At 35.5% G+C, this 25,813-nt stretch carries 24 protein-coding genes; 12 read left to right on the top strand and 12 right to left on the bottom strand.

Annotation, left to right across the window (positions count from 1 at the left end):
* Position 1: 1 nt before the first annotated feature.
* The 8 genes from DMB95_RS06155 to DMB95_RS06120 all read left to right on the top strand — a co-directional run bounded on the left by DMB95_RS06155 (position 2) and on the right by DMB95_RS06120 (position 10,263).
* Positions 2-1,384: an LLM class flavin-dependent oxidoreductase gene (locus tag DMB95_RS06155; RefSeq protein WP_142931352.1), complete on the top strand. Its 1,383-nt coding sequence runs from the start codon at positions 2-4 to the stop codon at positions 1,382-1,384.
* A complete protein-coding gene (locus DMB95_RS06150) occupies positions 1,384-2,376 on the top strand; it encodes an ATP-grasp domain-containing protein (protein WP_142931351.1) in 993 nt (330 codons plus the stop codon). Before DMB95_RS06155 ends, DMB95_RS06150 begins: the two co-directional genes overlap by 1 nt.
* A complete protein-coding gene (locus tag DMB95_RS06145; protein ID WP_142931350.1) occupies positions 2,373-3,392 on the top strand; it encodes an LLM class flavin-dependent oxidoreductase in 1,020 nt (339 codons plus the stop codon). Before DMB95_RS06150 ends, DMB95_RS06145 begins: the two co-directional genes overlap by 4 nt.
* Positions 3,393-3,491: 99 nt before the next feature.
* Positions 3,492-4,751 carry an MFS transporter gene (locus DMB95_RS06140; protein ID WP_142931349.1) on the top strand — a complete coding sequence of 420 codons (1,260 nt, stop codon included), beginning with the start codon at positions 3,492-3,494 and terminating at the stop codon, positions 4,749-4,751.
* Between the two features lie 108 nt (positions 4,752-4,859).
* Positions 4,860-7,127 carry a 5-methyltetrahydropteroyltriglutamate--homocysteine S-methyltransferase gene (metE, locus tag DMB95_RS06135; RefSeq protein ID WP_142931348.1) on the top strand — a complete coding sequence of 756 codons (2,268 nt, stop codon included), beginning with the start codon at positions 4,860-4,862 and terminating at the stop codon, positions 7,125-7,127.
* Positions 7,128-7,139: 12 nt separating this feature from the next.
* Positions 7,140-7,985 carry a methylenetetrahydrofolate reductase [NAD(P)H] gene (metF, locus tag DMB95_RS06130; RefSeq protein WP_142931347.1) on the top strand — a complete coding sequence of 282 codons (846 nt, stop codon included), beginning with the start codon at positions 7,140-7,142 and terminating at the stop codon, positions 7,983-7,985.
* Positions 7,986-8,132: 147 nt separating this feature from the next.
* The gene (locus tag DMB95_RS06125) at positions 8,133-8,672 is read left to right on the top strand and encodes a superoxide dismutase family protein (RefSeq protein ID WP_137632314.1); all 540 of its coding nucleotides are present in this window, start codon (positions 8,133-8,135) and stop codon (positions 8,670-8,672) included.
* Positions 8,673-9,036: 364 nt separating this feature from the next.
* On the top strand, positions 9,037-10,263 hold the full coding sequence (locus DMB95_RS06120) for a putative transporter (protein ID WP_142931346.1): 1,227 nt from the start codon (positions 9,037-9,039) through the stop codon (positions 10,261-10,263).
* On the opposite strand, the gene DMB95_RS06115 is transcribed toward DMB95_RS06120, so the two are convergent.
* The 4 genes from DMB95_RS06115 to purM are packed head-to-tail and all read right to left on the bottom strand — an operon-like array spanning position 10,260 to position 13,252.
* Positions 10,260-11,069 carry a glycosyltransferase family 9 protein gene (locus tag DMB95_RS06115; RefSeq protein WP_142931345.1) on the bottom strand — a complete coding sequence of 270 codons (810 nt, stop codon included), beginning with the start codon at positions 11,067-11,069 and terminating at the stop codon, positions 10,260-10,262. The two genes, DMB95_RS06120 and DMB95_RS06115, sit on opposite strands and share 4 nt — an antisense overlap.
* Entirely contained in the window at positions 11,044-11,247 is a 204-nt protein-coding gene (locus DMB95_RS06110) for a hypothetical protein (RefSeq protein ID WP_142931344.1), read from the bottom strand. Before DMB95_RS06110 ends, DMB95_RS06115 begins: the two co-directional genes overlap by 26 nt.
* Positions 11,248-11,249: 2 nt before the next feature.
* Entirely contained in the window at positions 11,250-12,266 is a 1,017-nt protein-coding gene (locus DMB95_RS06105; protein WP_142931343.1) for a glycosyltransferase family 9 protein, read from the bottom strand.
* Entirely contained in the window at positions 12,263-13,252 is a 990-nt protein-coding gene (purM, locus tag DMB95_RS06100; RefSeq protein ID WP_142931342.1) for a phosphoribosylformylglycinamidine cyclo-ligase, read from the bottom strand. Before purM ends, DMB95_RS06105 begins: the two co-directional genes overlap by 4 nt.
* 59 nt (positions 13,253-13,311) lie before the next feature.
* Here purM and coaE point away from each other — a divergent pair, with 59 nt between their 5' ends.
* The 3 genes from coaE to DMB95_RS06085 are packed head-to-tail and all read left to right on the top strand — an operon-like array spanning position 13,312 to position 15,344.
* On the top strand, positions 13,312-13,920 hold the full coding sequence (coaE, locus tag DMB95_RS06095; RefSeq protein ID WP_142931341.1) for a dephospho-CoA kinase: 609 nt from the start codon (positions 13,312-13,314) through the stop codon (positions 13,918-13,920).
* A complete protein-coding gene (gene dapF / locus DMB95_RS06090) occupies positions 13,907-14,659 on the top strand; it encodes a diaminopimelate epimerase (protein WP_142931340.1) in 753 nt (250 codons plus the stop codon). The genes coaE and dapF overlap by 14 nt, the downstream gene beginning before the upstream one ends.
* A complete protein-coding gene (locus DMB95_RS06085) occupies positions 14,634-15,344 on the top strand; it encodes a glucosaminidase domain-containing protein (protein WP_142931339.1) in 711 nt (236 codons plus the stop codon). Before dapF ends, DMB95_RS06085 begins: the two co-directional genes overlap by 26 nt.
* A 49-nt stretch (positions 15,345-15,393) precedes the next feature.
* Here the strand turns inward: DMB95_RS06085 and DMB95_RS06080 are convergent, their stop codons facing one another.
* The 8 genes from DMB95_RS06080 to DMB95_RS06045 form a co-directional block, all read right to left on the bottom strand.
* On the bottom strand, positions 15,394-16,449 hold the full coding sequence (locus DMB95_RS06080; protein ID WP_142931338.1) for an ATP-binding protein: 1,056 nt from the start codon (positions 16,447-16,449) through the stop codon (positions 15,394-15,396).
* Between the two features lie 180 nt (positions 16,450-16,629).
* Positions 16,630-17,625, bottom strand: a complete 996-nt coding sequence (ilvC, locus tag DMB95_RS06075; protein ID WP_142931337.1) for a ketol-acid reductoisomerase — start codon at positions 17,623-17,625, stop codon at positions 16,630-16,632.
* 65 nt (positions 17,626-17,690) lie between these two features.
* On the bottom strand, positions 17,691-17,894 hold the full coding sequence (locus DMB95_RS06070) for a hypothetical protein (protein WP_142931336.1): 204 nt from the start codon (positions 17,892-17,894) through the stop codon (positions 17,691-17,693).
* A gap of 10 nt (positions 17,895-17,904) precedes the next feature.
* Positions 17,905-19,572, bottom strand: coding sequence for a biosynthetic-type acetolactate synthase large subunit (ilvB, locus tag DMB95_RS06065; protein ID WP_142931335.1), 1,668 nt, complete (start codon positions 19,570-19,572; stop codon positions 17,905-17,907).
* 387 nt (positions 19,573-19,959) lie between these two features.
* Positions 19,960-21,270, bottom strand: a complete 1,311-nt coding sequence (locus DMB95_RS06060) for an APC family permease (RefSeq protein WP_142931334.1) — start codon at positions 21,268-21,270, stop codon at positions 19,960-19,962.
* Entirely contained in the window at positions 21,267-21,986 is a 720-nt protein-coding gene (locus DMB95_RS06055; protein ID WP_142931333.1) for a gamma-glutamyl-gamma-aminobutyrate hydrolase family protein, read from the bottom strand. The genes DMB95_RS06060 and DMB95_RS06055 overlap by 4 nt, the downstream gene beginning before the upstream one ends.
* Before the next feature lie 197 nt (positions 21,987-22,183).
* Positions 22,184-23,374 carry a replication-associated recombination protein A gene (locus DMB95_RS06050; RefSeq protein WP_142931332.1) on the bottom strand — a complete coding sequence of 397 codons (1,191 nt, stop codon included), beginning with the start codon at positions 23,372-23,374 and terminating at the stop codon, positions 22,184-22,186.
* Between the two features lie 19 nt (positions 23,375-23,393).
* Complete coding sequence (locus DMB95_RS06045) at positions 23,394-24,608, bottom strand: DUF945 domain-containing protein (protein ID WP_142931331.1); 1,215 nt, start codon at positions 24,606-24,608, stop codon at positions 23,394-23,396.
* A gap of 163 nt (positions 24,609-24,771) precedes the next feature.
* Between DMB95_RS06045 and galE the strand changes: the two genes are divergently transcribed.
* Positions 24,772-25,758 (top strand): UDP-glucose 4-epimerase GalE, encoded by a 987-nt coding sequence (galE, locus tag DMB95_RS06040; RefSeq protein ID WP_142931330.1) that lies wholly within the window; start codon positions 24,772-24,774, stop codon positions 25,756-25,758.
* The last annotated feature ends 55 nt before the right edge of the window (positions 25,759-25,813 follow it).

The following is a 25,813-nucleotide window of genomic DNA, read 5'->3' as shown; positions in this document are numbered from 1 at the left end:
TATGAGTAAAAACAAAAAACAAATCCATTTTAACGCCTTTGAAATGAATTGTATCACTCACTTAAGTGCTGGACTTTGGCGTTATCCAAATGATGAGGCTTTAAGATATAAGGACATTGAGTATTGGCAAAATATCGCTAAGATTGCTGAAAAAGGGCTATTTGATGCCATTTTCATTGCTGATGTTTTAGGCGTATATGATATTTACAATAACTCAGCTGATGCAGCCTTAAGAGGAGCGGTGCAAACTCCGGTAAATGATCCCATTCAACTTGCTGCTATAGGCGCAAGCGTTACACAAAATTTAGGCTTTGGCATCACTGCTGGAGTGGCTTTTGAACAGCCTTTTCCTTTTGCTAGAAGGCTTTCAACCTTAGATCATCTCACCAAAGGACGCGTAGGCTGGAACATCGTAACAGGCTATTTACCGAGTGCAAATGCAAATTTAGGCGAAAAAGAACTGCCTCATGATGAAAGATATGCTTTAGCTGATGAATACATGGAAGTGATTTATAAGCTACTGGAAGGCTCTTGGGAAGATGATGCTGTTGTTTTAGATAAGAAAAATGGTATTTTTGCTGATCCAAATAAAATTCATGCTATCAAACACAAGGGCAAGTATTTTGAGGTGCCTGGTTTTCATGTTTGTGAGCCAAGCATTCAAAGAACACCTGTGCTTTTTCAAGCAGGCAATAGTCCAAGAGGGCTTGAATTTGCAGCAAAACACGCTGAAGCCATCTTCATCGCTCCCATAGCTAAAGAATACACCAAAACAGCAGTCAAACAAGTGCGTGAGGCTCTTGTCAAAGCAGGACGCGATCCTTATAGCGCAAAAATTTATGTGCTAGCAACCATCATCACTGATAAAACAGAGGCTTTAGCTAGGGCAAAATACAAAGACTTATTAAGCTATGTGAGCGAGGAAGGCTCTTTGGTGCTTAATTCTGGCTGGCTTGGAGAAAATCTTGGCAAATACGCCCTTGATGACAAACTAAGTCATATAAAATCAAACGCCATTTTAGGCAAGGTGGAAGAATTTGCAAAAAGTAGAACTGATGAGGGCAAGGACTGGACCTTAAGAGAGCTTATAAAAATAGCAGGCATTGGAGCCTTAGGACAAAAGATCATAGGTGGGGCTAAAGAAGTTGCGACTGAGCTTGAAAGACTTGTAGAATACAGCGACGCAGATGGCTTTAACCTAGCCTATGCAACAACGCCTGGCACCTTTGAAGATGTGGTTGAGTTCATCGTGCCTGAACTTCAAAAAAGAGGTTCTTATAAATTAGAATACACAAGTGGAAGCCTTAGAAACAAACTCTTTGGCAAGGGCGATAGGCTTGATGAAAAACATAATGCAAACTCATATAGAATAAAGGGTAAATAATGCTTTATAATGATTTAAAAGAAGGAATTTATATCCTGCATGAAAATGAAGAATGGCTCATTCCTCTTAAAGAAGCATTTAAAAGAGCTGGTGTTGAATTTGGCGAAATTCCCCTTACGCAAGGTAGCATCGATCTTAACAAAAAGCCACCAAAAGGGGTATTTTTCTCTCGTTTTAGCGCCTCAAGTCACACAAGAGATCATTTTTTTGCAAAAGAGTATGCAAGAGCTATATTAAGCTGGCTTAAACACCACAACGCAAGGGTGATTAACCCTCTTCATGTGCTTGAACTTGAAGTAAGCAAAGTCGCTCAATATCTCGCCTTAGAGAAATTTGGCTTTAAAACGCCAAAAACTCAAGCAGTATTTGGAAAAGAGGATTTGCTTGAAGTTGCAAAAAACTTTCAAACACCTTTTATCACCAAACATAATCAAGGTGGAAAAGGGCTTGGGGTAAGACGTTTTGAGAGTTTGAAGGATTTTAAGACATATATACACTCAAGTGAATTTGAACCTGCGGTTGATGGTATTACTTTGATTCAAGAATATATTCAAAGCAAGGATTTTTCAATCACAAGGCTTGAATTTATAGGCTCAAGCTTTCATTATGCTTTAAGGGTTGATACAAGTGGGGGCAGTTTTAAGCTTTGTCCAGCTCAATCTTGCGAACTTGAAAATCAGCAACAATTACCCGAATTTGCAAACGCAGCATGCGAACTAGGCTCAAATGAAAAATTCAGCCTTAGAAAAGATATATACGCTAATACACCTCTTATCAAGGAGCTTGAAGCTTTTTTAAAACTCCACAGCATAGAAGTAGCTGGAGTTGAGTTCATAGAAACGCCGCAAGATGAATGCGTGATATATGATATCAACACAAACACCAATTACAATGAAAAAATAGAACAAAACTTGCGTCAAAAAGGAGAAAAAGGAGCACTTGATACCCTGGTGCAGTTTTTGCACAATGAACTTAAAAAGGAGTTACAATGAAATTTGGATACTGGAGCCCAGTTTTTGGCTCATGGCTTAGAAATGTTGATGATGATACCACGCAGTGTTCTTGGGAGTATATTAAGGATTTAACCTTAAAGGCTGAAAAGCTAGGCTACAGCCTTACTTTGGTGCCAGAATTGTATTTAAATGATATTAAAGGACATAAAGCAGCTTGTCTTGATGCTTGGGCTATAGCTACAGCACTTGCTAGCATTACGCAAAAGATTGAAATCCTGGCTGCACTTCGCCCACAATACCACCAAGTAGCAACCACAGCAAAAGAACTTACCACCTTAGCTCAAATTTCAAACCATCGCTTTAGTATAAATCTTGTCTCAGCGTGGTGGGAAGAAGAAGCAAGGCAATTTGGCATTGATTTTAAGGCTCATGATGATAGATACACTTTTTTAAGTGAATATGCTCAAATTTTAAAAGGCTTTTGGAGCAAAAGTCCTTTTAGCTTTAAGGGCAAGTATTTTGAATTTAAAGATTCTTTCAATGAGCCAAAACCAAGCACACAGCCTCTTATTTATGCAGGCGGAGAAAGTGAAACAGGACGCAATGCTATCACGCAATTTGCAGACTTTTACCTTATGCACGGAGGCAGTGTAGATGAGGTAGAAGCAAAAATAAAAGATATGAAAGCAAGACGCGCTAAGGCAGGCTTAAAAGAATTTAAAGGCTTTGGTATGGCTGCTTATGTTATAGCAAGAGATACTGAAGAACAAGCCTTAAAAGAACTTCAAAAAATCACCACTATAAAAGATGAAGCAGTTTATGCAAACTCATATCAGGATTTTACCAATAATTCAAATTTAGATGTAGAGCTTTCCAAAGAAGAATATAGCGTTTCAAATCGTGGCTTGCGTCCAAGACTTATTGGCACTCCAGCACAAATTGCAGCTAAGATAAAAGAGTATGAAAAAGCTGGGCTTGATCTTATCATCATTCAATGTGCAAATATGAAAGAAGAACTTGAATATATCGCTAAGGAGGTCTTTGTTTTACTTTAAAGATTAGATGAAAATACAAACAAAAAAACAAGAGTTGGCTAGGCTTTATAAGGGCTAGCCTTTATAAAAGTATAATAGTTTCATAAAAGGACTAAAAAAATGAATAGCAACATATCACACAAAAAGCGTTTAAGCTCAGTGATAGCAGCAAGTAGTGGAAACTTAGTTGAGTGGTTTGATTTTTATATTTATGGTTTTGCAGCAGTCTATTTTGCGCATAATTTTTCAAACGCAAACTCACCTTTGGTGCAACAAATTGCTGTTTTTGGTGTTTTTGCAGCAGGATTCTTGTGCTTACCTATAGGAAGTATCATCTTTGGCTCCTTTGCTGATAAAATAGGACGTAAAAATTCTATGGTTGTAAGTATAGTTTTTATGGCAATTGGCTCTTTTTGTATAGCTTTTTTACCTGATAAAGACACAATTGGTGATTTAGCTATCGTACTTTTGCTCATTGCTAGACTTATACAAGGATTAGCTGTTGGTGGAGAATACGGCATAGCAGCAGCTTATTTAAGTGAAATAGCTCCAAAGGGTAAAAAGGGATTTTATTCATCTTTTCAATATTTTACCTTGATAGGCGGACAGCTTTTAGCAGTAGCTAGTATTAGTTTTTTATTTTTATTTATCAACGATGAACAGATGAGAACTTGGGGTTGGAGGGTGTTATTTTTTATAGGTGGAATTTTGGCTCTTACAAGCTTACTTGTACGAACTTTTATGCATGATAATTCAAATGAAGAGCTTAAAAAATATCAGGATAGAGGAAGTTTTAAAGAGCTTTTTAAATCCTATAAAAGTATTTTGCTTGTGCTTGGCATTACAGCTGGATGTTCTCCGGCATATTATATTATCACTGTGTATGCTAAAGTATTTATGATTAACAATGGTATAGATGCGCACACAGCTAACAATATCATGCTAGGAAGCTTAAGCTTGCTTTTTATTCTCGTGCCTTTTATGGGAGCATTAAGCGATAAGATAGGTTTAAAAACTTCTTTACTTATCTTTTGTATATTTGCTTTAATTGGTATCTACCCGCTTTTTGTACTCATGAAAGGATTAAGCAATGCTTTTGAACTTTTTGCTATAGTTGCTTTAATGTGCTTTTTCTTAAGCTTTTATAGCGCTGTAGCTGGAATTTTCAAAACAACACTTTTTCCACCGCATGTTCGTGCTTTAGGCACAGGTTTTAGCTACACCATAGCTGCAGCTTGCTTTGGAGGCTCGGCAAATTATATTGCCTTGCAGTTTAAAGCAAATGGCATTGAAGATGGCTTTTTTATGTATTTTGCTATGCTTATGATAATAGCTATTGTTTGCGTGATTTTAATACCAAAGAAAAGAGAATTAGACTAAGTTTTAGTTCTAGGAAAGGAGGAGAAATTTGCATTTTTAAAGCAAAAAAAGATTTATTTCAATATAAATTTATAGTATAATTTCAATTTTATTTACGAAAGGAAAAATATGCAAAATTCGGTTATTTCTTACCCAAGAATAGGTGCTTTAAGAGAGCTTAAGTTTGGAGTGGAAAAATACTTCAAAAAACAAAGCTCAAAAGAAGAGCTCATAAGTCTTGCAAAAGAGTTGCGTAAAAAGCATTGGCAAAGTCAAAAAGACGCTGGGATAGACTTTATCTCGTGTAATGATTTTTCATTTTATGATAATATCCTTGACACAGCTGCACTTTTTAATGTCGTGGCAAAACGTTATAAGGCTTTGAATTTAGATACTTTAGATGAGTATTTTGCCCAAGCTCGTGGCTATCAAGGAGCAAATGGCGATACTACAGCTTTGGCGATGAAAAAATGGTTTAACACCAATTATCACTACCTCGTGCCAGAATGCGATGATGCTCAAAGTATAGCCTTAGTGGGCGACAAGCCTTTTAAAGAATACGATGAAGCCAAAGAATTTGGCATAGAAGCTAAGGTTGTTATTAGTGGAATTTTCACCTTTTTCAAACTTATCAATTTTAGCGATGAAAGCACTCAAGCTAAGGCCAAAGAAAAGCTTGTGCTAGCTTATACTGAGTTTTTAAACAAGCTAAATGAAAAAGGCGTGAAATGGGTACAATTTGATGAGCCTTATTTGGTGTATGATTTAACTAAGGCTGATATAGCTTTGTTTGAAGAGTTTTATAACACACTTTTAGCCAAAAAAGCGGGTGTAAAAGTGCTTGTACAAACTTATTTTGGCGATGTAAGAGATGTTTATGATAGTCTTAACACACTTCAATTTGATGCTATAGGACTTGATTTTATCGAGGGCAAAGAAAGCTTAAACCTCATCAAAAAAGGCTTTGATGAAAATAAAATTCTTTTTGCTGGGCTTATAAATGGCAAAAATATCTATAAAAACAATTACGCAAAAACATTAGAAAAATTTAAAAACATTCAAAGTCTAGTAAAAAATGTCGTATTAAATACAAGTTGTTCTTTGCTTCACAGCCCTTATACTATCAAAAATGAAAGCAAACTAGAAGCTCAATTTTTAGAGCATTTTGCCTTTGCTGAGGAAAAACTCACCGAACTTAAAGAACTTAAGGCTATCTTTGAAAGCCAAAACCCAGAGCAAAATGAGTTTTTCAAAACAAATACCGCCCTTTTTGCTAAGGCAACAAATAAAGAAAACAAAGCTGTAAAAGAAAGGCTTGCTAAGCTTTCACAAAGCGATTATACAAGAAAGCCAGCCTTTAAAGAAAGAGAACAAATTCAAAAAGAAGCCTTAAAACTTCCACTTTTACCAACCACAACCATAGGTTCATTTCCTCAAACTCCTGATGTGCGTAAGAACCGCCTAGACTTTAAAAAAGCACAAATTTCAAGCACAGCTTATACTGAATTTAATCAAACCAAGATCAAAGAATGTATCAAATTCCAAGAACAAATCGGACTTGATGTCTTAGTGCATGGCGAGTTTGAACGCAATGATATGGTGGAGTATTTTGGTGAGAGCTTAGAGGGCTTTTTATTTACCTCAAATGGCTGGGTGCAAAGCTATGGCACAAGATGTGTAAAACCTCCTGTTGTGTGGGGCGATGTCTCAAGGGCTAAACCTATCACTGTAGCGTGGAGTAAATTCGCCCAAGAACAAAGCTCAAAATATGTCAAAGGTATGCTCACTGGACCTGTAACCATACTTAACTGGAGTTTTCCAAGAGAAGATATAAGCCTTAAAGAAAGCACCTTGCAAATTGCTTTGGCAATCCGTGATGAAGTGCTTGATCTTGAAGCAGCGGGCATTAAAATCATACAAATTGATGAAGCAGCTTTGCGTGAAAAACTCCCTTTAAGAAAAAGTGATTGGCATAGTGAGTATTTAGACTGGGCTATACCAGCTTTTAACCTCGTGCATAGCGGCGTAAAGGCGCAAACTCAAATCCATACTCATATGTGCTATAGTGAATTTAGCGATATTATCAAAGAAATTGATGCTATGGATGCTGATGTGATCTCTTTTGAGGCAAGCAGAAGCAATTTAGAGCTTTTAGATACTCTTAAAGCAGCTCATTTTCAAACCCAAGTTGGACCGGGCGTTTATGATATACACAGCCCTAGAGTGCCTAGCGTAAGCGAGCTTGAAAGCACGATCAAAAAAATCCTTGCAAAGCTCCCAAAAGAACAAATTTGGATCAATCCAGATTGTGGGCTTAAAACAAGAGGCGATAAAGAAGTGATAGAAAGCCTTAAAAATATGGTTACAGCTACACTCAACATAAGAAAAAGCCTTTAAAGAGGAGTGAAGATGAATGCAAAAGCAAGTTTTTCTTTTGAAATTTTTCCACCAAGAAAAAGTGATAGTATAGATAAAATTTACACCACTTTAGAACAGCTCAAAGACTTAAAGCCTGATTTTATCAGTGTAACTTTTGGGGCAGGTGGAAGTATCAATTCGCAAAACACCCTTGACATAGCAAGCTTAGTGCAAGATCGCTATAAAACCTCAAGTATAGTGCATTTGCCTTGCATTCATCAAAATAAAGCCCAAATTTCAAGCATTTTAAATGAATGCAAAAAACGAGGGCTTCAAAAAATCCTTGCCCTAAGAGGTGATATAGTCGAGGGTAAGGAAAAAAGCGTGGATTTTGCGTATGCAAGTGATTTGGTGCGTTTTATCAAAGAACAAGGCGACTTTGAAATTTATGCAGCTTGCTATCCTGAAAAGCATAATGAGGCTTTAAATTTCACTGAAGATATTCATCACTTAAAAGAAAAGGTTGATGCAGGAGCAAACACGCTTTTAACTCAGCTTTTCTTTGACAATGAAGACTTTTACCGCTTCAAAGAATACTGCGATATAGCAAATATAAAAGCTGAAATCAAAGCAGGCATAATGCCTATAGCCAACAAACGTCAAGTGCTTAAAATCACAAGTATGTGCGGATCAAAAATCCCAGCTAAATTTGCAAAAATACTACACAAATATGAACACAACGATAAAGCCATGATAGATGCTGGTATAGCTTATGCTATCGATCAAATCGTTGATTTACTCACAAATGGCGTAAGTGGCATTCATCTTTATACTATGAATAATGCCTATGTAGCAAAAAAGGTTTTTGAAGCAACACATAGCTTGTTTGAAGCATAAGCGTATATAGGCGTTAAATAGCTTTGAGCCTTGCTTAAAATTCACTCAAAGAAACATTTTTATTAAAAAAATAAACAATACAAATAATTATTTAATAAAAAATATTATAATGAAATTACCTTAAAATCATTCAAAGGAGAAAAAATGATGAAAAAAATTCTTTTAGGTTCTGTGTTAGCAAGTTCTGTGCTTTTTGCTGCAAATACTGAAGTTTTTGATCCAAAATCAGTTAAGGATCATTTAGTGATTAAAATGCAAGTTTTAGATCAAAAAAAGAACAAAGATGCTGGAGAAGTCATCGCTGTGCAAACAGCTTATGGAGTGGCATTTTTTCCACAACTTAAAGGCTTAGAAGCTGGAATTCACGGCTTTCATGTGCATGAAAACGCAGATTGTGGAGCAACTGATAAAGGCTTAGGTATGAAAGCTGGAGGACACTGGGATCCTGAAAAAACAGAAGGGCATTCACTTCCTTGGGATGACAAAGGGCATAAAGGCGATTTGCCAGCACTTTATGTTGATAAAGATGGCAACGCAAACAATCCTGTTTTAGCACCAAAGATTAAAAACTTAAATGAGCTTAAAAAACATGCTTTAATGATCCACTTTGGTGGGGATAATCACAGCGATCACCCAGCTACACTTGGTGGTGGCGGAGCTAGAATGGCTTGTGGTGTGATTAAATAATCTTAAAAAATTTAACTTCAAGTGGCTAAGGCTGCTTGAAGTTAGGCTTATTTTTAATCACAATAAAATATTTTTTGTCTAAAAAATCATCACAAAAATATACAAAATATCTCATTTATCATATCAAATAAAAATGATTATCTAAAAAAATATTCTGTGCCTTTATCAAAATTATCTTTAAGTTTAAAGCAAAAACCTAATTTTATCATTATATCCTACTCTTAAAATGAAAAATTTTACAAAAATAAACTCTACGCAATAGCACAAAAATACACTCAAAATCAACACTTTTAATACAAATTTTGATATGTGTTAGCTTTTTTTATCTACAATAGCACTTTACATTCTTACACTAAGGAAAAAAATGTTTTCAGCGTTTTTTGCTTCTAAAAAATGGGCTTTGTGGGCTTATTTGGGTTTATTTTTCTTGCTTTTTTGTCTGTATATACAAACCAATCTTAATGTTGCCATAAATGAATGGTATAAAGATTTTTACAATGTCTTGCAAAAACCACAAATCAAACCTTTAGAACAAACAAGCACCAAAGATGAAGCGACAACTTCCACGCAAAATACTCAAGCTAACCATTCCTCTACCCAAGATACAACTAAAGATGAAAAAAGCAAAGAGCAAAACACAAGCAAGCAAGATGAGCAAAAAACTAAGCAAAATGAAAATGATGATAACACCACTTTCTTAAATGCTTTGGCGATGAAATATTACAAAAGCCTCACAAAAAGTCATTTTGGTGAAAATGGCGTAGATAAGCAAAGCTATATAATCGAGGATTTTTATGCTTTGATTGTGATTTTTTTATTTATCGCTATACCTTATGTTTTGGTTGCTACTATAAATATTTACTTTGCAAGTGTATATGCCTTTAAATGGCGTGAAGCGATGACTTTTGAATATTTGCGTTTTTGGAAAAATAAAGATGATAATATCGAAGGCAGTTCTCAAAGAATTCAAGAAGATATTTATAATTTCTCAAAGATAGTTGAAAGTTTGGGGCTTGCCTTTGTTCGAGCTGTGATGATACTCATCGCTTTTATCCCTATACTTTGGGCTTTAAGCGCTTCTGTGAATGTGCCTATTTTAAGGGATATTGAGGGTTCTTTGGTGTATATAGCCTTTTTGATCTCTGTTGGAGGCTTGATTATATCGTGGTTTGTAGGTATAAAACTGCCCGGACTTGAGTATAATAACCAAAAAGCAGAGGCTGCTTTTAGAAAAGAACTTGTCTATGCAGAAGATGATCGCAAAAACTACGCTAAAAATGAAACTATGCTTGAGCTTTTTACAGGACTTAAATTTAACTACAAAAGGCTTTTTTTGCATTATGGATATTTTAATATTTGGCTTATTTTATTTGAACAGATGATCGTTATCGTGCCACTTTTAATCATGGCACCTTCGCTTTTCATCGGCGCTATAGGGCTTGGCATAGTTATGCAGATGAATAATGCCTTTGATCAGGTGCGAAGCTCTTTTAGTGTTTTTATCACAAACTGGACAAAGATCACCGAGCTTAGAAGTATATACAAACGTTTGAAAGAATTTGAAAAAAATATCGCTTATAAAAAGCATTAGGCTTTATCTAAAAGCCTAGCTATCATATCTTTGGCTAATTTATTAAATCCAAGCTTGAGTTTGTTATAGTTTTTTATCCATTTGTTATTCAACAAAAGCATTTGACATTCATTACCCCAGCTTCCTCCGCCCCATTTAAGCCTTAAATTCGTTTTCATCGTTTGGAGTATGCTTACCTTAAATATATCAGCTATATGCACATTACCCGTATCTGGACTTATGAGCATATCAAGCCTACTTGTAAGCTCGATCAGATGAAAAAGCTCATTATCGCCTATAAAAATTTGGATATTTTCTTCTTCAAATTCTTTATACCTTATCAGATTTCCATCATAGCTCATCATCACAAAAAGCACTTGCGGAAACTCGCGTGCCAAATTCTTTGCTAAATACGCATAATCTTGAGGGACAAATTTATAAGCTGAGTTTGCAAAAGCATTGATGCCTACGATAAGCTTAAATTGTTCAGCCTTAAAGCTTTTAAAAAGCGTGTCAATATATCTTTGATGCTGAGGCAGGGTTTTTAAAGCAAGGTGTTTAAAATCAATCTTTGAAATATTCTCATCAAAATGCTTTTTATCGATCCTTCTTACCAACTCAAGAGCCTTAAACACCTCTCTGTGAGGGCGAAATTGATTATAAAAAAAGACCTCTATCCTCTTTGCAAAAAAAGTTTGAAGATAAGCTGGAGCAATGATTCTTTTTGCCTTACTTGTTTGAGCTAGACTGATCATATCACCGTATTTATACCCTGCAAGAAGCAAAATATCAAGTTCAAAATCACTCAAACGCCCCCCCAAGCTCATCTATCACCACAAACTCATCAATCACTTCAGAGTAAAAAAACATATCCATAAAATGACGGCGTCCAAAAAAGATGATCTTACTTTGTGGATAAAGCTTTCTTAAAGCCACCAAAGCCTTAAAACGCGTCGCATTATCCCCTACAGAATGTATATCATTTAAAAAACCTATATTTTGCACAACTACTCCTCAATTTTACTCAAAACCTTTTGAGCGAGTTTATAAAACTCATCTTTATACAATTCGTATTCATTATGCCAATCTTTTGGCAAGAAAAGCGCATCAAAGTGTCCCCCATAGTTTCCACAAGGAAAAAGCACGCTATCAGTTTGCGGATAAAAGCCCAAAGTATCAATTTTAAGATTATCGGCTATGTGGATATTGCCCGTTGAAAGGCTTATGCAAAGCTTTAATCTTCTTGTAAGCTCCACAAGATGAAGCAAATTTTCATCATTATTAAAAACTTTGATATTTTCTTCTTTAAAATCCTCAAATTCATAACCACTTTGTTTAAAATTCATAAAAACAAATAAAAAATTTTTAAAACGCCCTGCCAAAGCCTTTGTAAGCTCTACCCAATCATTCATTTTTAGATTATAATGAGCCGAAGAAATTCCAAAACAACTCAAACCTATGATATGCTTAAAGTCCTTTTGTATAGGCTTTAAAAAGGCATTGATATACTCTATATTTTCCCTATCACTTTGAATTTGTATAGGCATAGTTTTAAGATCAAACTCTTTTATCTTTGCATCATAACGTTTAGGATCAATCATCCTTACCAAGTCCAAACAACGTTGAATTTCAAGCCTTTTTAAACGTTTGATATGCTTTGGGTGTTTAAAACGAGGCGAAAAAAGCGTGTGTAAATGCCTCCAAGTGATGATATTTTTGCATTTACTTTGCTTGGCAAATTTGATATTTTTGCTCGTTCTATGGGCGAGGATGAGTGTGTCGATGTTGTATTCATCGATGATTTGGGGCAGATTCTCATCATTTTGAGTAAATTCAAGCCCTTGCAAAAAAATTCTATCAATAAAATCAAAATTTTTACACAAATAAAAGCCAACTTTGCTCGTAAAAAGCAAAAGCTTAGCCCTTGGGTAAAGCTGCTTTATCACATACAAAGCAGGTAAAGATGAGATGATATCCCCTACTCCTAACCTTCTATCAAAAGCGATAACCTTTGGTTCTTTCATTCAAGCACCACGCCTTCATTGATAACAACTTCGCCGATGATGAAAGCATCTGAATTTTCAAGCACTTTTGAAACATTTTCTGGAGAAACGACTAGCACAAGTCCCACGCCCATATTAAAACTTCTATACATTTCAGCTTCTTCTACTGCCTCGCCTATGGTGTAAAAAATTTCAGGAGTTTTAAGATGATGCTTTCTAATCACTGCTCCTAAGCCCTTAGGGAACACTCTTGGCAGATTTTCTACCAAACCTCCACCGGTGATATGAGCTAAAGCATTGATAAAAGGCTTAAGCTTTAAAAAGTCTTTAACATAAATTCGCGTTGGCTCAAGCAAGATATCGATGAGCTTTTTACCCTCGATCTTATCATCAAATTTAAGCCCTAAAGCCTCAAAAAGCACCTTTCTAGCTAAAGAATAGCCATTTGAATGAAGCCCAGAACTTGGCAGAGCTAAAAGCAAATCGCCGTTTTTAACAAAGCTCGTTCTGTCAATCTCTTCTTTTTCAGCCATACCCACAGCAAAACCAGCTAAATCAAAATCCTTTGGCGCATACATAGAAGGCATTTCAGCTGTTTCACCACCTATTAAAGCACACTGGGCTATCTTACAAGCCCTAGCAATACCTGCAACCACGCTTTTTGCAACTTCCACATCAAGCTTAGCTGTAGCATAATAATCCAAAAAAAACAAAGGTGTAGCAAAATTGCAAATCAAGTCATTCACGCACATAGCCACCAAATCCTGCCCTATACTCTCATATCTTTGCGCGTCAATTGCCAAACGAAGCTTAGTGCCAACCCCATCAGTCGCGGCTAAAAGCACGGGCTTTTTATAGCCACTTGGTAGCTCAAAAGCTCCAGAAAAAGAACCAATGCCACCTAAAACCTGAGGCGAAAAAGTCTGCTTTACCAAAGGCTTAATCGCCTCTACAAAGGCATTGCCATTATCTATGCTTACTCCAGCTTGCTCGTATGAAATTTTCATTTACATTTCCTTAAATTTAAAAGGTTATTGTAACTAAAAGCATTTTTAAAAGGGCTTAAATGAGCGAAGTTTTTTTTGTAACAGCAAGTATAGCTTGTGGTAAATCAACTTTTATGCAAATTGCCAAAAACAAAGGTTTCAAGGTGCTTAATGCAGATATGATAGCTCATGAACTTTTAGATGAAAATGCTTTAAAAATCGTTGATTTATTTGATGATAAAAGCTTGATAAAAGAGCAAAAAATCGATAGAAAAGCCTTAGCAAACATAGTTTTTAACGATCATCTTGCCAAAGAAAAGCTTGAAAATTTTTTACACCCTAAAATTAGGACTGAAATCATAAAACAAATCAAGCTTTTAAAAAATTTTAGTCCCATTTTTGTAGAGCTGCCTTTATTTTTTGAGACAAAAGCATATTTTGAACTTGGAAAAAGTATCTTAATCTACGCCCCTAAAGAACTCAGTCTAAAACGTTTAATGCAAAGAGATAGTTTGAGTGAAAAAGAAGCTTTACAAAGGCTTGAAGCTCAAATGGATATTGAAAAGAAGCTTGAACTTGCCGATTTTGTTATCAAAAACGAGGGAAATTTAGAGGAATTTAAGCAAAACTGCGAGGAATTTTTTGATACAATCAAGCTTTTAAACAAGGGTAAAAATGAAATTTTATAAGTATTGTGCGAGTGGAAATGACTTTGTGCTTTTTTATAGTGATAAAAAAGGCGATTTTAAAGAACTTGCTATCAAGCTTTGCAACCGATATAGTGGCATAGGAGCTGATGGACTTATCGTGATTTTACCACATGAAAAATACGACTTTGAGTGGCAGTTTTATAATTGTGATGCAAGTGAGCCTGCAATGTGTGGTAATGGCTCAAGAGCGGCTGCTCACTTTGCCTGCCATATCTTAAAAATGAAGCCAAATTTAAGCTTTTTAACAAAGGCTGGGGTGATCAAAGCAAATGTTGAAGAAGACATCGTTGAAACTCAGCTTACAAAGGTAAAAGATGAGGTGCAAAGCTTTGAATTTGAAGGCAAAAAATGGCAAATTTGTGATACTGGCGTGCCTCATTTGGTGCATTTTTGTGAGGATTTAAGCGAATTTGATCTTAAAACTTGTCAGATTTTACGCCAAAAATACAATGCAAATGTAAATTATGCCAAGATAGAACATGAAAAGCTTTTACGCGTAAGAACCTTTGAACGAGGTGTTGAAAATGAAACTTTAGCTTGCGGCACAGGCATGGCAGCGTGCTTTTATCTTGGAGTTTTACAGAGTAAGCTTGAAAAAAATATCAAAGTTTTACCAAAAAGCGAGGAAGAATTAAGCCTTAGACTTGATGAAGAGGGAAATATATTTTTTCAAGGAAAGGTGAGGTATTGTTTTGAAGCCAAGTATAATTTTTCTTAAGCTTTGCTTGCCTATCTTTGTTTTAGCCTTTGAAGCTGGTTTTGACAAGGAGTATTATAAGCTTAGTGCTGATGAAAAAAGAAAAGTTTTTATCGAAAAAATTGATACCTTACTTGATCATTCTTTTGAAAAGGTTGCGCAAGAACAAGCCTTTATAAGAAATTTCTTTGAAACGCATGCTAAGGCTGGCTTTAGAAATATCAGCAAAACAGAGCTTCAAACACTCATCGCGCTCAAAGAAAAATACAGAGTGAAAAATCTTTTTGATTTTAAAGAGTATCAAAAACGCATAGGTGTAGTGCCAAAGTCCATGGGTATAGCTCAAGCTCTAGTTGAAAGCGGCACAGGCACAAGCCGTTTTGCTAGGGAAGCAAATAATCTTTTTGGCGAATGGACTTGGGGCGAAAAAGGCTTGGTGCCAAAGCACAGAAAAAGGGGCAAAACGCACAAAATCAAGATCTTTGATAGCTTGCAAGAAAGCGTTGATTCATATCTTTTAAATCTTAACAGGCATTTTGCATACGAGGAGTTTCGAACAAAACGTTTTAAAGCCTTGCAAGAAGGGCGTGAATTTAAGGGCTTAGAAGCGATTAAAACCTTGTATAATTACTCAGAAATCAAAGGCGAATACGAAAAAATTCTCAAAAATGTGATTGAAAAATATAAGCTTTATTTATTGGATTAAGAAGGCTTAGAAAGTCTTTGGATTTCAAGATTTTAAATTATAAAAAATTTTAAAAACTTAAAGCCCAAGTTTCAAAAGGCACGATCTCAAATTTCACGCCTTGTTCAAAAAACTGATCTTGTGATGAAAGCGTAACAAAAACCACATGAAAAATTTCTTTTTCCAAAGCCTTTGGTAAAATTTTTTGAGCTTTTAAACGCAATAAATCAATATCCTGCAAAGCACTACAAATAAAGCCTATCTTACTTTTTTCAAGATAAAAATCAAATTCTTTTGTGTAAAAAATAGGCTGTTTAAATTTAAAAAGCTCACACAATACAAGATTAGCAAAAAGCGTTGAAAAATCCCTTTGTATCAGCAAGGCATTTTTAAAAGCAAAGTCTGTAAAATACGCTTTTTTAAGGCGTTTTTGATGATGAGGGACAAAAAAAATCAACCCCCTTTGACAAAGCAAGTCAATGCACTCATAAAGCTTATCTTTTGAAATTTTCATTTCCTTTTTAAGCTTGGTATAAAGAGCATTAACGCTGAACTCAAGCCCTAAATGCAAGGCTATAAATTTAAAAATCTCAAGTTCAAGAGCGGTAAAATGGCTTCGTAGATAATCATTTAGCTCTATATTTTCGCTTAAATTTGCCCTTCCGCTTTGCAAGTAGTTGCCAAGTTGCGAGCTGGTAGCATTTTTGGTGCTGTTTTGGCTTAAAAACTCCTCAAAATCCAAAAAATCAAGCTCTATTTTTTCAAAATCCTTAAAATTTAAGCTTGAAAACTCACTTGCCAAGATAAACTGATATTTTGATAAAAGCTTTGAGAAATCAAACTTAAAATTTATATCAATACCATAAAAAACGATGATTTTAATAACCTTATCTTGCAAAAAAGCCTCTAAATGCTCTAAAGCTTGCAAGCTAAACCTTAAATCCTTAAAATTTAAAAACAAAAACTCTTCAGTCTTAAAATCCCTCAAGTAGTTTAAGATCAAGGCTTTTTTGCCGCTTTTTAACGCTCCACATAGCAAGGTGTGTTTGCTATCAAGGCGAATTTTTCTCTCAAAAAGCCCTTTAAATTCCGGTGGATTTTCATAAAAAAAATTTAAAATTTTCAAATTTTATCCTTTTAAAAAGGAAATTATAGCTAAAAATTAAAAATTTTGAATTGAAATCAAGAAAAACAAGACAATTGTCATGAACTTGCTTAAAATAAGATAAATAAAAGTCCTTTAGTTTTTAAACCTTAACTCCCAAGCACTTTGCTTTAATAATGCTTGGGAAGTTTTTAGTTTGAATTAGCGTTTAATCCAGCTCATCATTTTTCTAAGCTCTAAGCCCACTTTTTCAAGTTGATGTTCGCTTTCTAAACGTTTTGTAGCGTTAAACTTAGCTTTTCTTCCGGAGCTAAACTCGGTGCTAAATTCACTTGCAAAAGTGCCATTTTGTATCTCTTCAAGCACTTTTTTCATCGTCTTTTTTGTTTCATCTGTGATGATTTTTTTGCCTGTTCTATAATCCCCATACTCAGCAGTGTTTGAAATCGAGCTTCTCATCGCTGCAAAACCACCTGCATAGATAAGATCAACGATAAGCTTCATCTCATGAATGCACTCAAAATACGCCATTTCAGGCTCATACCCAGCCTCGACAAGGGTTTCAAAACCAGCCTTCATCAGTTCAGTTACCCCACCACACAACACAGCTTGCTCGCCAAACAAATCAGTTTCTGTCTCTTCTTTAAATGAAGTCTCTAGGATACCAGCTCGTGCTGATCCTATGCCACTTGCATACGCTAGGGCGTATTGTTTAGCTTTGCCACTAAAATCTTGATAGATAGCGATTAAGCTTGGCACACCTTTGCCCGCTTGATATTCGCTTCTTACGGTGTGTCCGGGTCCTTTTGGTGCTATCATCACTACATCGATATTTTTAGTTGGCTCTATGAGCGCATAGTGTATGTTAAAGCCATGCGCAAAAGCAAGTATATCACCTTCCTTTAAAAAAGGCGCAACCTCAGCCTTATATAAATCAGCGCACAACTCATCAGGCACAAGCATCATCACAAGATCAGCTTTTTTTACAGCCTCGCTTACACTTAAAACCTCTAGCCCCGCTTCTTTTGCCTTAGCCACGCTCAAACTTGTATCTCTTAAGCCTACAACGACTTTTACACCGCTTTCTTTGAGGTTTAAAGCGTGAGCGTGTCCTTGAGAACCATAGCCTATAATGGCGATCGTTTTTGACTTAAGCAAGCTTAAATCGCAATCCTTGTCATAGTATTTTTGTATCATTTTTTCTCCTTTTAAAATGTGAAATTTGGTATTTGCTTGATCTTTTCTTTATCGTTTTTTCCTCCTTATCGTAGTGTTACGCTTTTTGTATGAGCGAGCTTTTCAAGCTGTTTAAGCAAAAAATCATCGCATTCTTTAAGCGTTAAAAACAAATCAAGCTCATTAAATTCAAGCTTGATTAATGTGACTTGATTTTGACTTAACAAAAGCATAATCCTTGCAAGATAGCTTACATCGTTTTTTGCAAGCTGTATGTGTAAATTTTTCATTGCTTTTCCTTTATTTTGTGATGATTTCATCAGCGCTTTTTCCACTTGGTATCATTGGTAAAACTTTTAAATCTTTATCGATGATACACTCTATCCAGACTGGTTTTTTCTCTTTCAAAGCAAGTTTAAAGGCTTCTTTAAACTCCTTCATACTCTTGCAACTAAAGCCCTTAGCATTAAAGCCCTCAGCTACTTTTACATAGTCTATCTTTTTGCGAATATCCGTGCTTGAATATCGCTTTTCATAAAATGCACTTTGCCACTGACGCACCATTCCAAGTGTGGAGTTATTAAATATCACTGAAATGATAGGAAGCTTATATTCTACGGCTGTGCTAACTTCATTTAAATTCATCAAAAACGAGCCATCTCCACTTAAATGAATGACTTGTTTATGAGGACAGGCTTGCTTTGCCCCTATAGCACAACCATAACCAAAGCCCATAGTTCCAAGCCCCGCACTTGTTAAAAAATTTCTTGGGTTTTTATGCGTGAGGTATTGAGCTGCCCACATTTGGTGCTGTCCTACATCGGTTGTAAAAATAGCGTCTTTTTCACAGCTTTGACTGATAAACTCAAGCACTTCTTTTGGATTCATAAAACCAGCTAATTCTTGATGCTCAAAGGCATTAAATTCAGCCTTTTCTTTTGCCTTTGCTTTGTGAATTTGTTCTAACCAAGCTTCGTGCTTGTTTGCATACTTTAAAGCACAAAGTTCTTTTAAGATATGCTTTAAATCCCCTATCACAGCACAATCTAAAGCCACATTTTTACCCAGCTCACTTTTATCAATATCAATTTGAGCTTTTTTAGCTTTCACGCCAAAGTGGCTTGGTTTTAAAGCCACGCGATCAGAAAATCTTGCTCCTATAGCGATGATTAAATCAGCTTCATTGATGAGTGTATTTGCGCTGATATTACCATGCATACCTATCCAGCCTATATTTAAGCTCTCATCATCAAGCACGCCAGCACCCATTATAGTATGCACGAAAGGTAAATTCGTAAGCTTTACAAACTCCCTTAAGCTTTTATACGCATCTTTTGCACCACCGCCCACATAAAGCAAGGGCTTTTTTGCCTCATCGATGAGGCTTTTTAGCTTTAAAAGCTCGTTTTTATCGTGTTTTAAAACAGGCTTTGAAAAAAGTTTTTGTGGCTCAAACTCAGCCAAAGCACTAAATACATCTTTAGTGATATCCACAAGCACAGGAGCTTTTCTGCCCTCATTAGCAAGATAAAAAGCCTCTCTTAGTGTAAAAGCAAGCTCATTTACATCACGCACCATAAAGCTTTGCTTGGTAATTGGCATGGCTATACCTTGTATATACACTTCTTGAAAACTATCTTTACCGATAAGCTTGCTTGGGACATTTCCAGTGATTGCAACCAAAGGTGTGCTATCCATGTAAGCTGTGGCTAAAGGGGTGATGAGATTGGTAGCGCCTGGACCACTTGTAGCGATAATCACACCGGTTTTTCCACTTGCTCTAGCATAGCCATCAGCTGCATATCCAGCACCTTGCTCATCAGCTGGCATAATATGCTTGATTTTATCTTGATATGAAAAAAGCGTATCATACACATCAAGCACAGCACCACCTGGATAACCAAAAATCGTATCTACCCCTGCTTCTAACAATACTTCCATAAGAATTTGCGAACCTTGCAATTTCATTGTTTTCCTTAAAAAATAAACTTAAATTTAAAAATAAAATCATCAAAAAAAGATGAAAAACGCAACCAGCTAAAAAACTGATGATAAAAAATAATTAAATAAAAATAAGGGAATTATTTGACGACGATAATGTCAATCAGGGGAAGTTGAAGGATAATTGAAGAAGATTTTTGACTTTTGGAATTTGATAAATGTTGATGCTTAAAAAAGCATTGCTTAAATGCACTCATTGCTTTCTCCTTTTAAAGATATAAAATTAAATTATAACACTTTTTTTACACTTTAAGCTTAAAATTATATTTTTTTTAGGCTTTTGTTACATTTTTGTTTTTAGGCTTTTGAATTTTTTATCAAAAACTAAAAGAGCGGTTTAAAACCACTCTATTTTTAAAATTTCTTTCCAGCTAATTTAGCAAAGGCATAAAACACAGCCGCAACAACTAAGCCACCAAGCCCTATGATAAGCTGTTGGCTATTTGCATTTATAAGCAACCAAAAAGAAATGATAATTGCTATAACAGGCACGAAGCTAGGCACTTTTATGCTACTTTGTGGCAAGTCTTTTCTTTTGCGAAGCACCAAAACAGCAAGACAAGTAGGCACATACTGAATAAATCTTGAAATCACGCTAATTGCAGCAAGCACAGCAAAGCTTCCTATAAGAGTTCCATAAAGAACTAAAGCTAAGGTTAAAACTCCGGTGATAATAATCGCAACAACAGGAGTTTGAGCCTTGTTTTTATACGCGATAATCCTTGGCACCAAACCATCACTTGCTAGAGCATGCCCTACTCTTGGTGTAAGAATCGATGAAGCTGTGGCTATACCTCCTATAGAAATAAGTGTTCCTATACCAACTATACTCGCTCCATATCCTGAAAAAATCCTATCAAAAGCAGCAGCAATAGGAGCATTTTCTTTAGCTAAATCAAGTCCCAAAATCCCAATAGCCACGCCGATGATAAGTAAATAAAACACGCACACTATAATCATCACCCAAGTTATAGCTCGCGGCAAATCCTTTTTGGGATTTTTATAATCCTCAGCCGCAATAGCCAAAGACTCAAAACCCGTAAATGCGTAAAAAATAACCAAAGCAGCGGCTGAAAAAGCAGCTGAAAAACTTAGCACCTCTGCGTTACTTGAAGTTCCAAGAACCAAAAAGGGCTGAAAATTCTCAGCCTTCACAAACCACAAGCATACAAAGATAAAGATTAAAAGCGGAGTAAGTTTGGCTAAAGTAATGAGGTTGTTAAAGAATTTTGACAAACCAATACCAGCTAAGTTCATCAAGGTTAAAGCCAATACCAAACTTGAAGCGACTATAGCCTTAAAAGAGATTGGTAATTCTGAGCTACCATATATCCAAGCTCCTAAAGCCTCGCTAAAACCCGTTGCCATAGTCGCCCAAGCGATAATAGCAATCGCCCATTTCATAAAACCAACCTCAAAGCCCACAAATTCACCAAAAGCTTCCTTAGCATACACATAAGCTCCACCATTTTTTTCAAATTTAGCAGAAACTTCAGCAAAACAAAGGGCTATACTAATGGTAAGCAAAGCTACAAAAACCACTACCACAAGAGCAAAAGGACCGACTAAAGCCACAGCTTTGTTAGGAAGTAAAAATATCCCAGAGCCTACTATAGCATTAAAACCTAATAACACAACACTTAAAAATCCTAATTTTGAATTCATTTTTTTCCTTTCTTGCATTCATTCACAAAGGCTTGAAATATAGCCCTTGAATGTTTATCTTTCATCGCCTCAGGGTGCCACTGCACACCAAAGACTAAATTTTTACTTTTTTGATACTCTATAGCTTCGATAACTAAGCCACTTTTTGCACTGATTTTAAAATCCTTTGCAAGCGTATCAATGCCTTGATGATGAAAGGAATTAACTTTGATTTTGCTTGGTAAAAAATTTGATAAAAAGCTGTTTTCAAGTATATCCACACGATGTGTCGCAAGGCTTGGTTTTTGCTTTTGCCTATGCTTTAAAACGCTGATCTTTTCATAACTTAAGTCTTGATGAAGCGTGCCACCAAAAAAGACATTTAAAGTTTGCATTCCTCGACAAATCCCAAAGATAGGAAGCTCTTGCTTCATCGCTTCTTCGATGAGCCTAAACTCAAATTCATCTCTTTTCTTACAAACTTCTTCAAGTAAAGGTTTTGAGCTTTGTTTGTAAAATTTTGGATGTATATCAAAGCCTCCACTTAAAATCACTCCATTTGTATTTGCAAGCAAAGATTTTATCGCTTCTTTTTCACAAAAGGGTATGATGAAAACGCCTAAATTTTTTTCCTCGCACTTTAAGAGCTTATCAACATAAGCTACATTAAGATAGTATTTTTTCTTAAAAATTTCCTTTTTAAGCTTTAAAACACTTGCAGAAATTCCTATAATCATCGTTTTTACCCTCAACGCATGAGATAAAGAAGCAAAAGAGAAGTTTTAAACTTAAGCATAAAAGTCCTTTTTTTAGACTATAAAATCAATCAAAGCTTCAAACCAAACTTTGATAGAGACAATGTAGCATAAGTAAGTTTAAGTTTGTCTTAATATTTTTTCTAAGACTAAATTTTGTTTTTCAATTTGACACAAATTTATTTTGATTGACTTTGAATTCTTTTTAAGTTATGCAAAAGCCTTGCTTCATCACCAAAACCCTTACTTTCATAAAATTTCAAATCTTTTGCAAGGTATTTTTGCTTCACATAGCCACCAAAATCATGCGGATAAAGATAGTTTTTAGAAGCTGGGTTGTTATTGTCTAAGTGAGGCAGTATAGGCAAAGCTTCATTTTCATCAAGCCAAGCAAGAGCTTTGTTTATAGCTTTGTAAGATGAGTTTGACTTGATAGAACTTGCAAGATACACCACACATTGTGCAAGTATAATGCGCGCTTCTGGATAGCCTATGTTTTTTACTGCATTGAGTGTGGAAGTTGCTAACACAAGGGCATTACAATCTGCATTGCCTATATCCTCGCTTGCAAAGATCACCAAACGTCTTGCGATAAAATCCGCACTTTCTCCACCCTGAATCAAAGCAGCTAGATAATAAAGTGCGGCATCTACATCACTACCCCTTAAACTTTTTATCAAAGAACTAGCCAAGCGATAATGCGTATCTTTTGAGCTTGTGCCATCTTTTAAAGCACTTGCCCTTAAGCTTTTAAGCGTTTTAAGGCTGATATGTTTTTCATCAAGAACTAAGGCGTATTCAAGCAAATTTAAAAGTGAGCGAGCATCTCCACTTGAGCTATGTAGCAAATACGCCTTTGCGTCCTCATCGATTGCAAATTCAAGCTTTGTTTTTACTCTTTGAAACAAAGCTTGCAAATCCTCTTGTTTTAAAGCCTTAAACTCAAAAAGCATACTTCTACTTCGTATGCCCGAACTAAGCACAAAATAAGGATTTTCAGTGCTTGCTCCGATTAAGATACACTGAGCATTTTCCAAAGGCACTAAAAGCATTTCTTGCTGGGTTTTTGAAAGGCGGTGAATTTCATCGATGAAAATCAAGGGCTTGTAAAGGCTATTTTCATATTTTGCAAAAAGCTTTCTAAGCTCTTCAAGCTTAAAACTTCCTCCATCAAATTCATAAAAATCAAGCCCAAACTCAAAAGCTACAGCCCTTGCAAAGCTGGTTTTTCCACATCCTGCTGGTCCAAAAAAGATACTATGGGGCAGTTTTTGTTTAGCCAAAAAGCTTTGAAATATCCTTTTAAGCTCATCTTGCCCGCAAAGCTCATTAAGCTTTTTTGGGCGAAAATATAGAGCAAGATTTTGCATTTTATCTTATAATCTTTTTTTATTCTTTGTAAAGCTCAAAAGCCTTGTCTTGACTAAGTTTTCTATCTCCAACAAGCACTTCATCGTTAAGCTTGATTTGAGTAATGTTCTCATTTTTACCCTCAAGCTCGTATTTCATCGTATAAGCATTGTCTTTTTGCACAAAAAACTCGTCCATATCAAACCAAATAAGCACTGGAAAAATAGCACTTGGCAAAATCTCACTATGAGCGTTTAAAAGCACACTGAAATTACTCGAATCACTTTTTGCCAAGCCACTAAGCTTGAATTTTTTACCCTTAGAACTTGCTGAAAAGTCATTCAGCACAATTTCAGCTTTTGAGCGAGCAAAAAGCTCAAACAACTCTTCATTATCAAGCAAACTTTCATGATCGATCCAAGGATTGCTTGAAATCAAAAGCTCTTTAGGTAAGTCTTTAGCATTCATATCAAGGTTGATTGCATGTAGGTTAAGCTGCATTTGCTTTGATTTAAAATCCTCAATCTTAAGCTTTATACTCAAATCATCTAATTCTTCGCCCATTTTTCCCATGCTTTCCATCACAACTTTTGAGATATTAATATCATCATAAAGCTCTATATTTTCAGCACTCAAATGTGATTTTGAAGCAACAATGCCTTGAGCATCAATATAATCTTGCAAAAATACAGGCTGCAAAAATCGCTCTTCGTATGCAAAATTTGTGAATTTAAAATGTAAATAAGAAAATGAAAAGTCAAATTCTTTAGTCTTTAAAGCAAAAGAATTTAAGCTTGAGTCCTTATTGACATTTACTTTCAACACAAAATCTTCAAGCTTAAACTCAAAAATATCCTCATTAAAATTTATATTTGTGGGCTTAAATTCAAGATCTAAGCTTTGATTAAATTTGAATTTTCCATTTAATGTCAGAAAAATTTCTTCTTGTATGCTTTGTTTAAGAGAAGCTGGGCTAAAAAAATTCGCCACAAAAGTATTTGGAGCAAAATAGCTATTATGAAAAGTGATCTCAACTTTTATAGGCTCTGCAAAAGCTGCCAAACTTTCATCATCGATTACAAAATTTGCAGAAGAGCTAAAAAATCCTTTTTTTAACTCAACATCTGTCAGTGCATATTGACTTGAAACTTGCTCAAAAAATTTCAAGTTAAGTCCCCTTACAAATGCAACTTGAGCTAAATATAAAACAAACAAAATGATGATTACGCTCGAAAAAATAACGCTTTTTTTCATTGGTTATGCCTTTTGTGGAATGTTAAAGCTGTATTTTAATATATTTTTTTAAAAAAACTTCTTAAAAAATACTTTGTTCTAAGAAAACGATACTTTTCAGCTTGTATTTTGATTAATGAAATTTGGTTAAAATACACTTTTAGCTTCAAACTAAGGATAAATCATGAAAATTCTTATCAGCGGTGGGGCTGGGTATATAGGCTCTCACACCTTAAGGCAGTTTTTAAATACCAAACATGAACTTTGCGTTTTAGATAATCTTTCTAAAGGCTCAAAAATCAATCTTGATGCCTTGCAGACTTTAAGAAAATTCAGCTTTTTTGAGCAAGATTTGGCTGATTTTAAGGCGGTAAAAAAGCTTTTTAAAGAGCAAAAATTTGACGCTGTGGTGCATTTTGCAGCTAGCATTGAGGTGTTTGAGAGTATGAATGATCCTTTAAAATACTATCTTAATAACACCGCAAATACTTCAAATCTTATTCAAACTTGCCTTGAAGAAGGGGTAAATAAATTCATCTTTTCAAGCACGGCTGCAACTTATGGTGAGCCAAGCACTCCTGTAGTTAGCGAGACAAGCCCCCTTGCACCCATCAATCCTTATGGACGCTCTAAACTCATGAGCGAAGAGGTTTTGCGTGATGCAAGTATGGCAAAGCCTGAATTTAAGCATTGTATTTTAAGGTATTTTAATGTGGCAGGAGCGTGCATGGACTTTGATATAGGACAACGTTATCCAAAAGCGACTTTGCTTATCAAAGTAGCAGCTGAATGTGCAGCTGGCAAGAGGGACAAGCTTTTTGTATATGGAGATGATTATGAGACTAAAGATGGCACTTGTGTGAGGGATTTTATCCATGTTGATGATATAGCCAGCGCACATTTAGCCGCTCTTGATTATCTTGAGAGTAATGATAGCAATGTCTTTAATGTGGGCTATGGGCACGGCTTTTCAGTCAAAGAAGTCATTTGTGCGATGAAAGAAGTTAGCGGGGTTGATTTTAAGGTAGAACTTGCACCTCGCAGGGCTGGTGATCCTAGTATTTTAATCTCAAATGCTGATAAGATCAAAAGTCTTACAAGCTGGAAGCCAAAATTTGATGATTTAAAACTTATTTGCAAAAGTGCTTATGAGTGGGAAAAGAAGTGTTAAAAGACTAAGATAACTTTCATTGAAAAGGGGCTTAAGCTTTTAAGAGTAAAAACTT

The organism is Campylobacter sp. MIT 12-8780, assembly GCF_006864535.1.
Lineage (GTDB): Bacteria > Campylobacterota > Campylobacteria > Campylobacterales > Campylobacteraceae > Campylobacter_D.
This window is presented reverse-complemented; position numbering and strand designations above follow the sequence as displayed.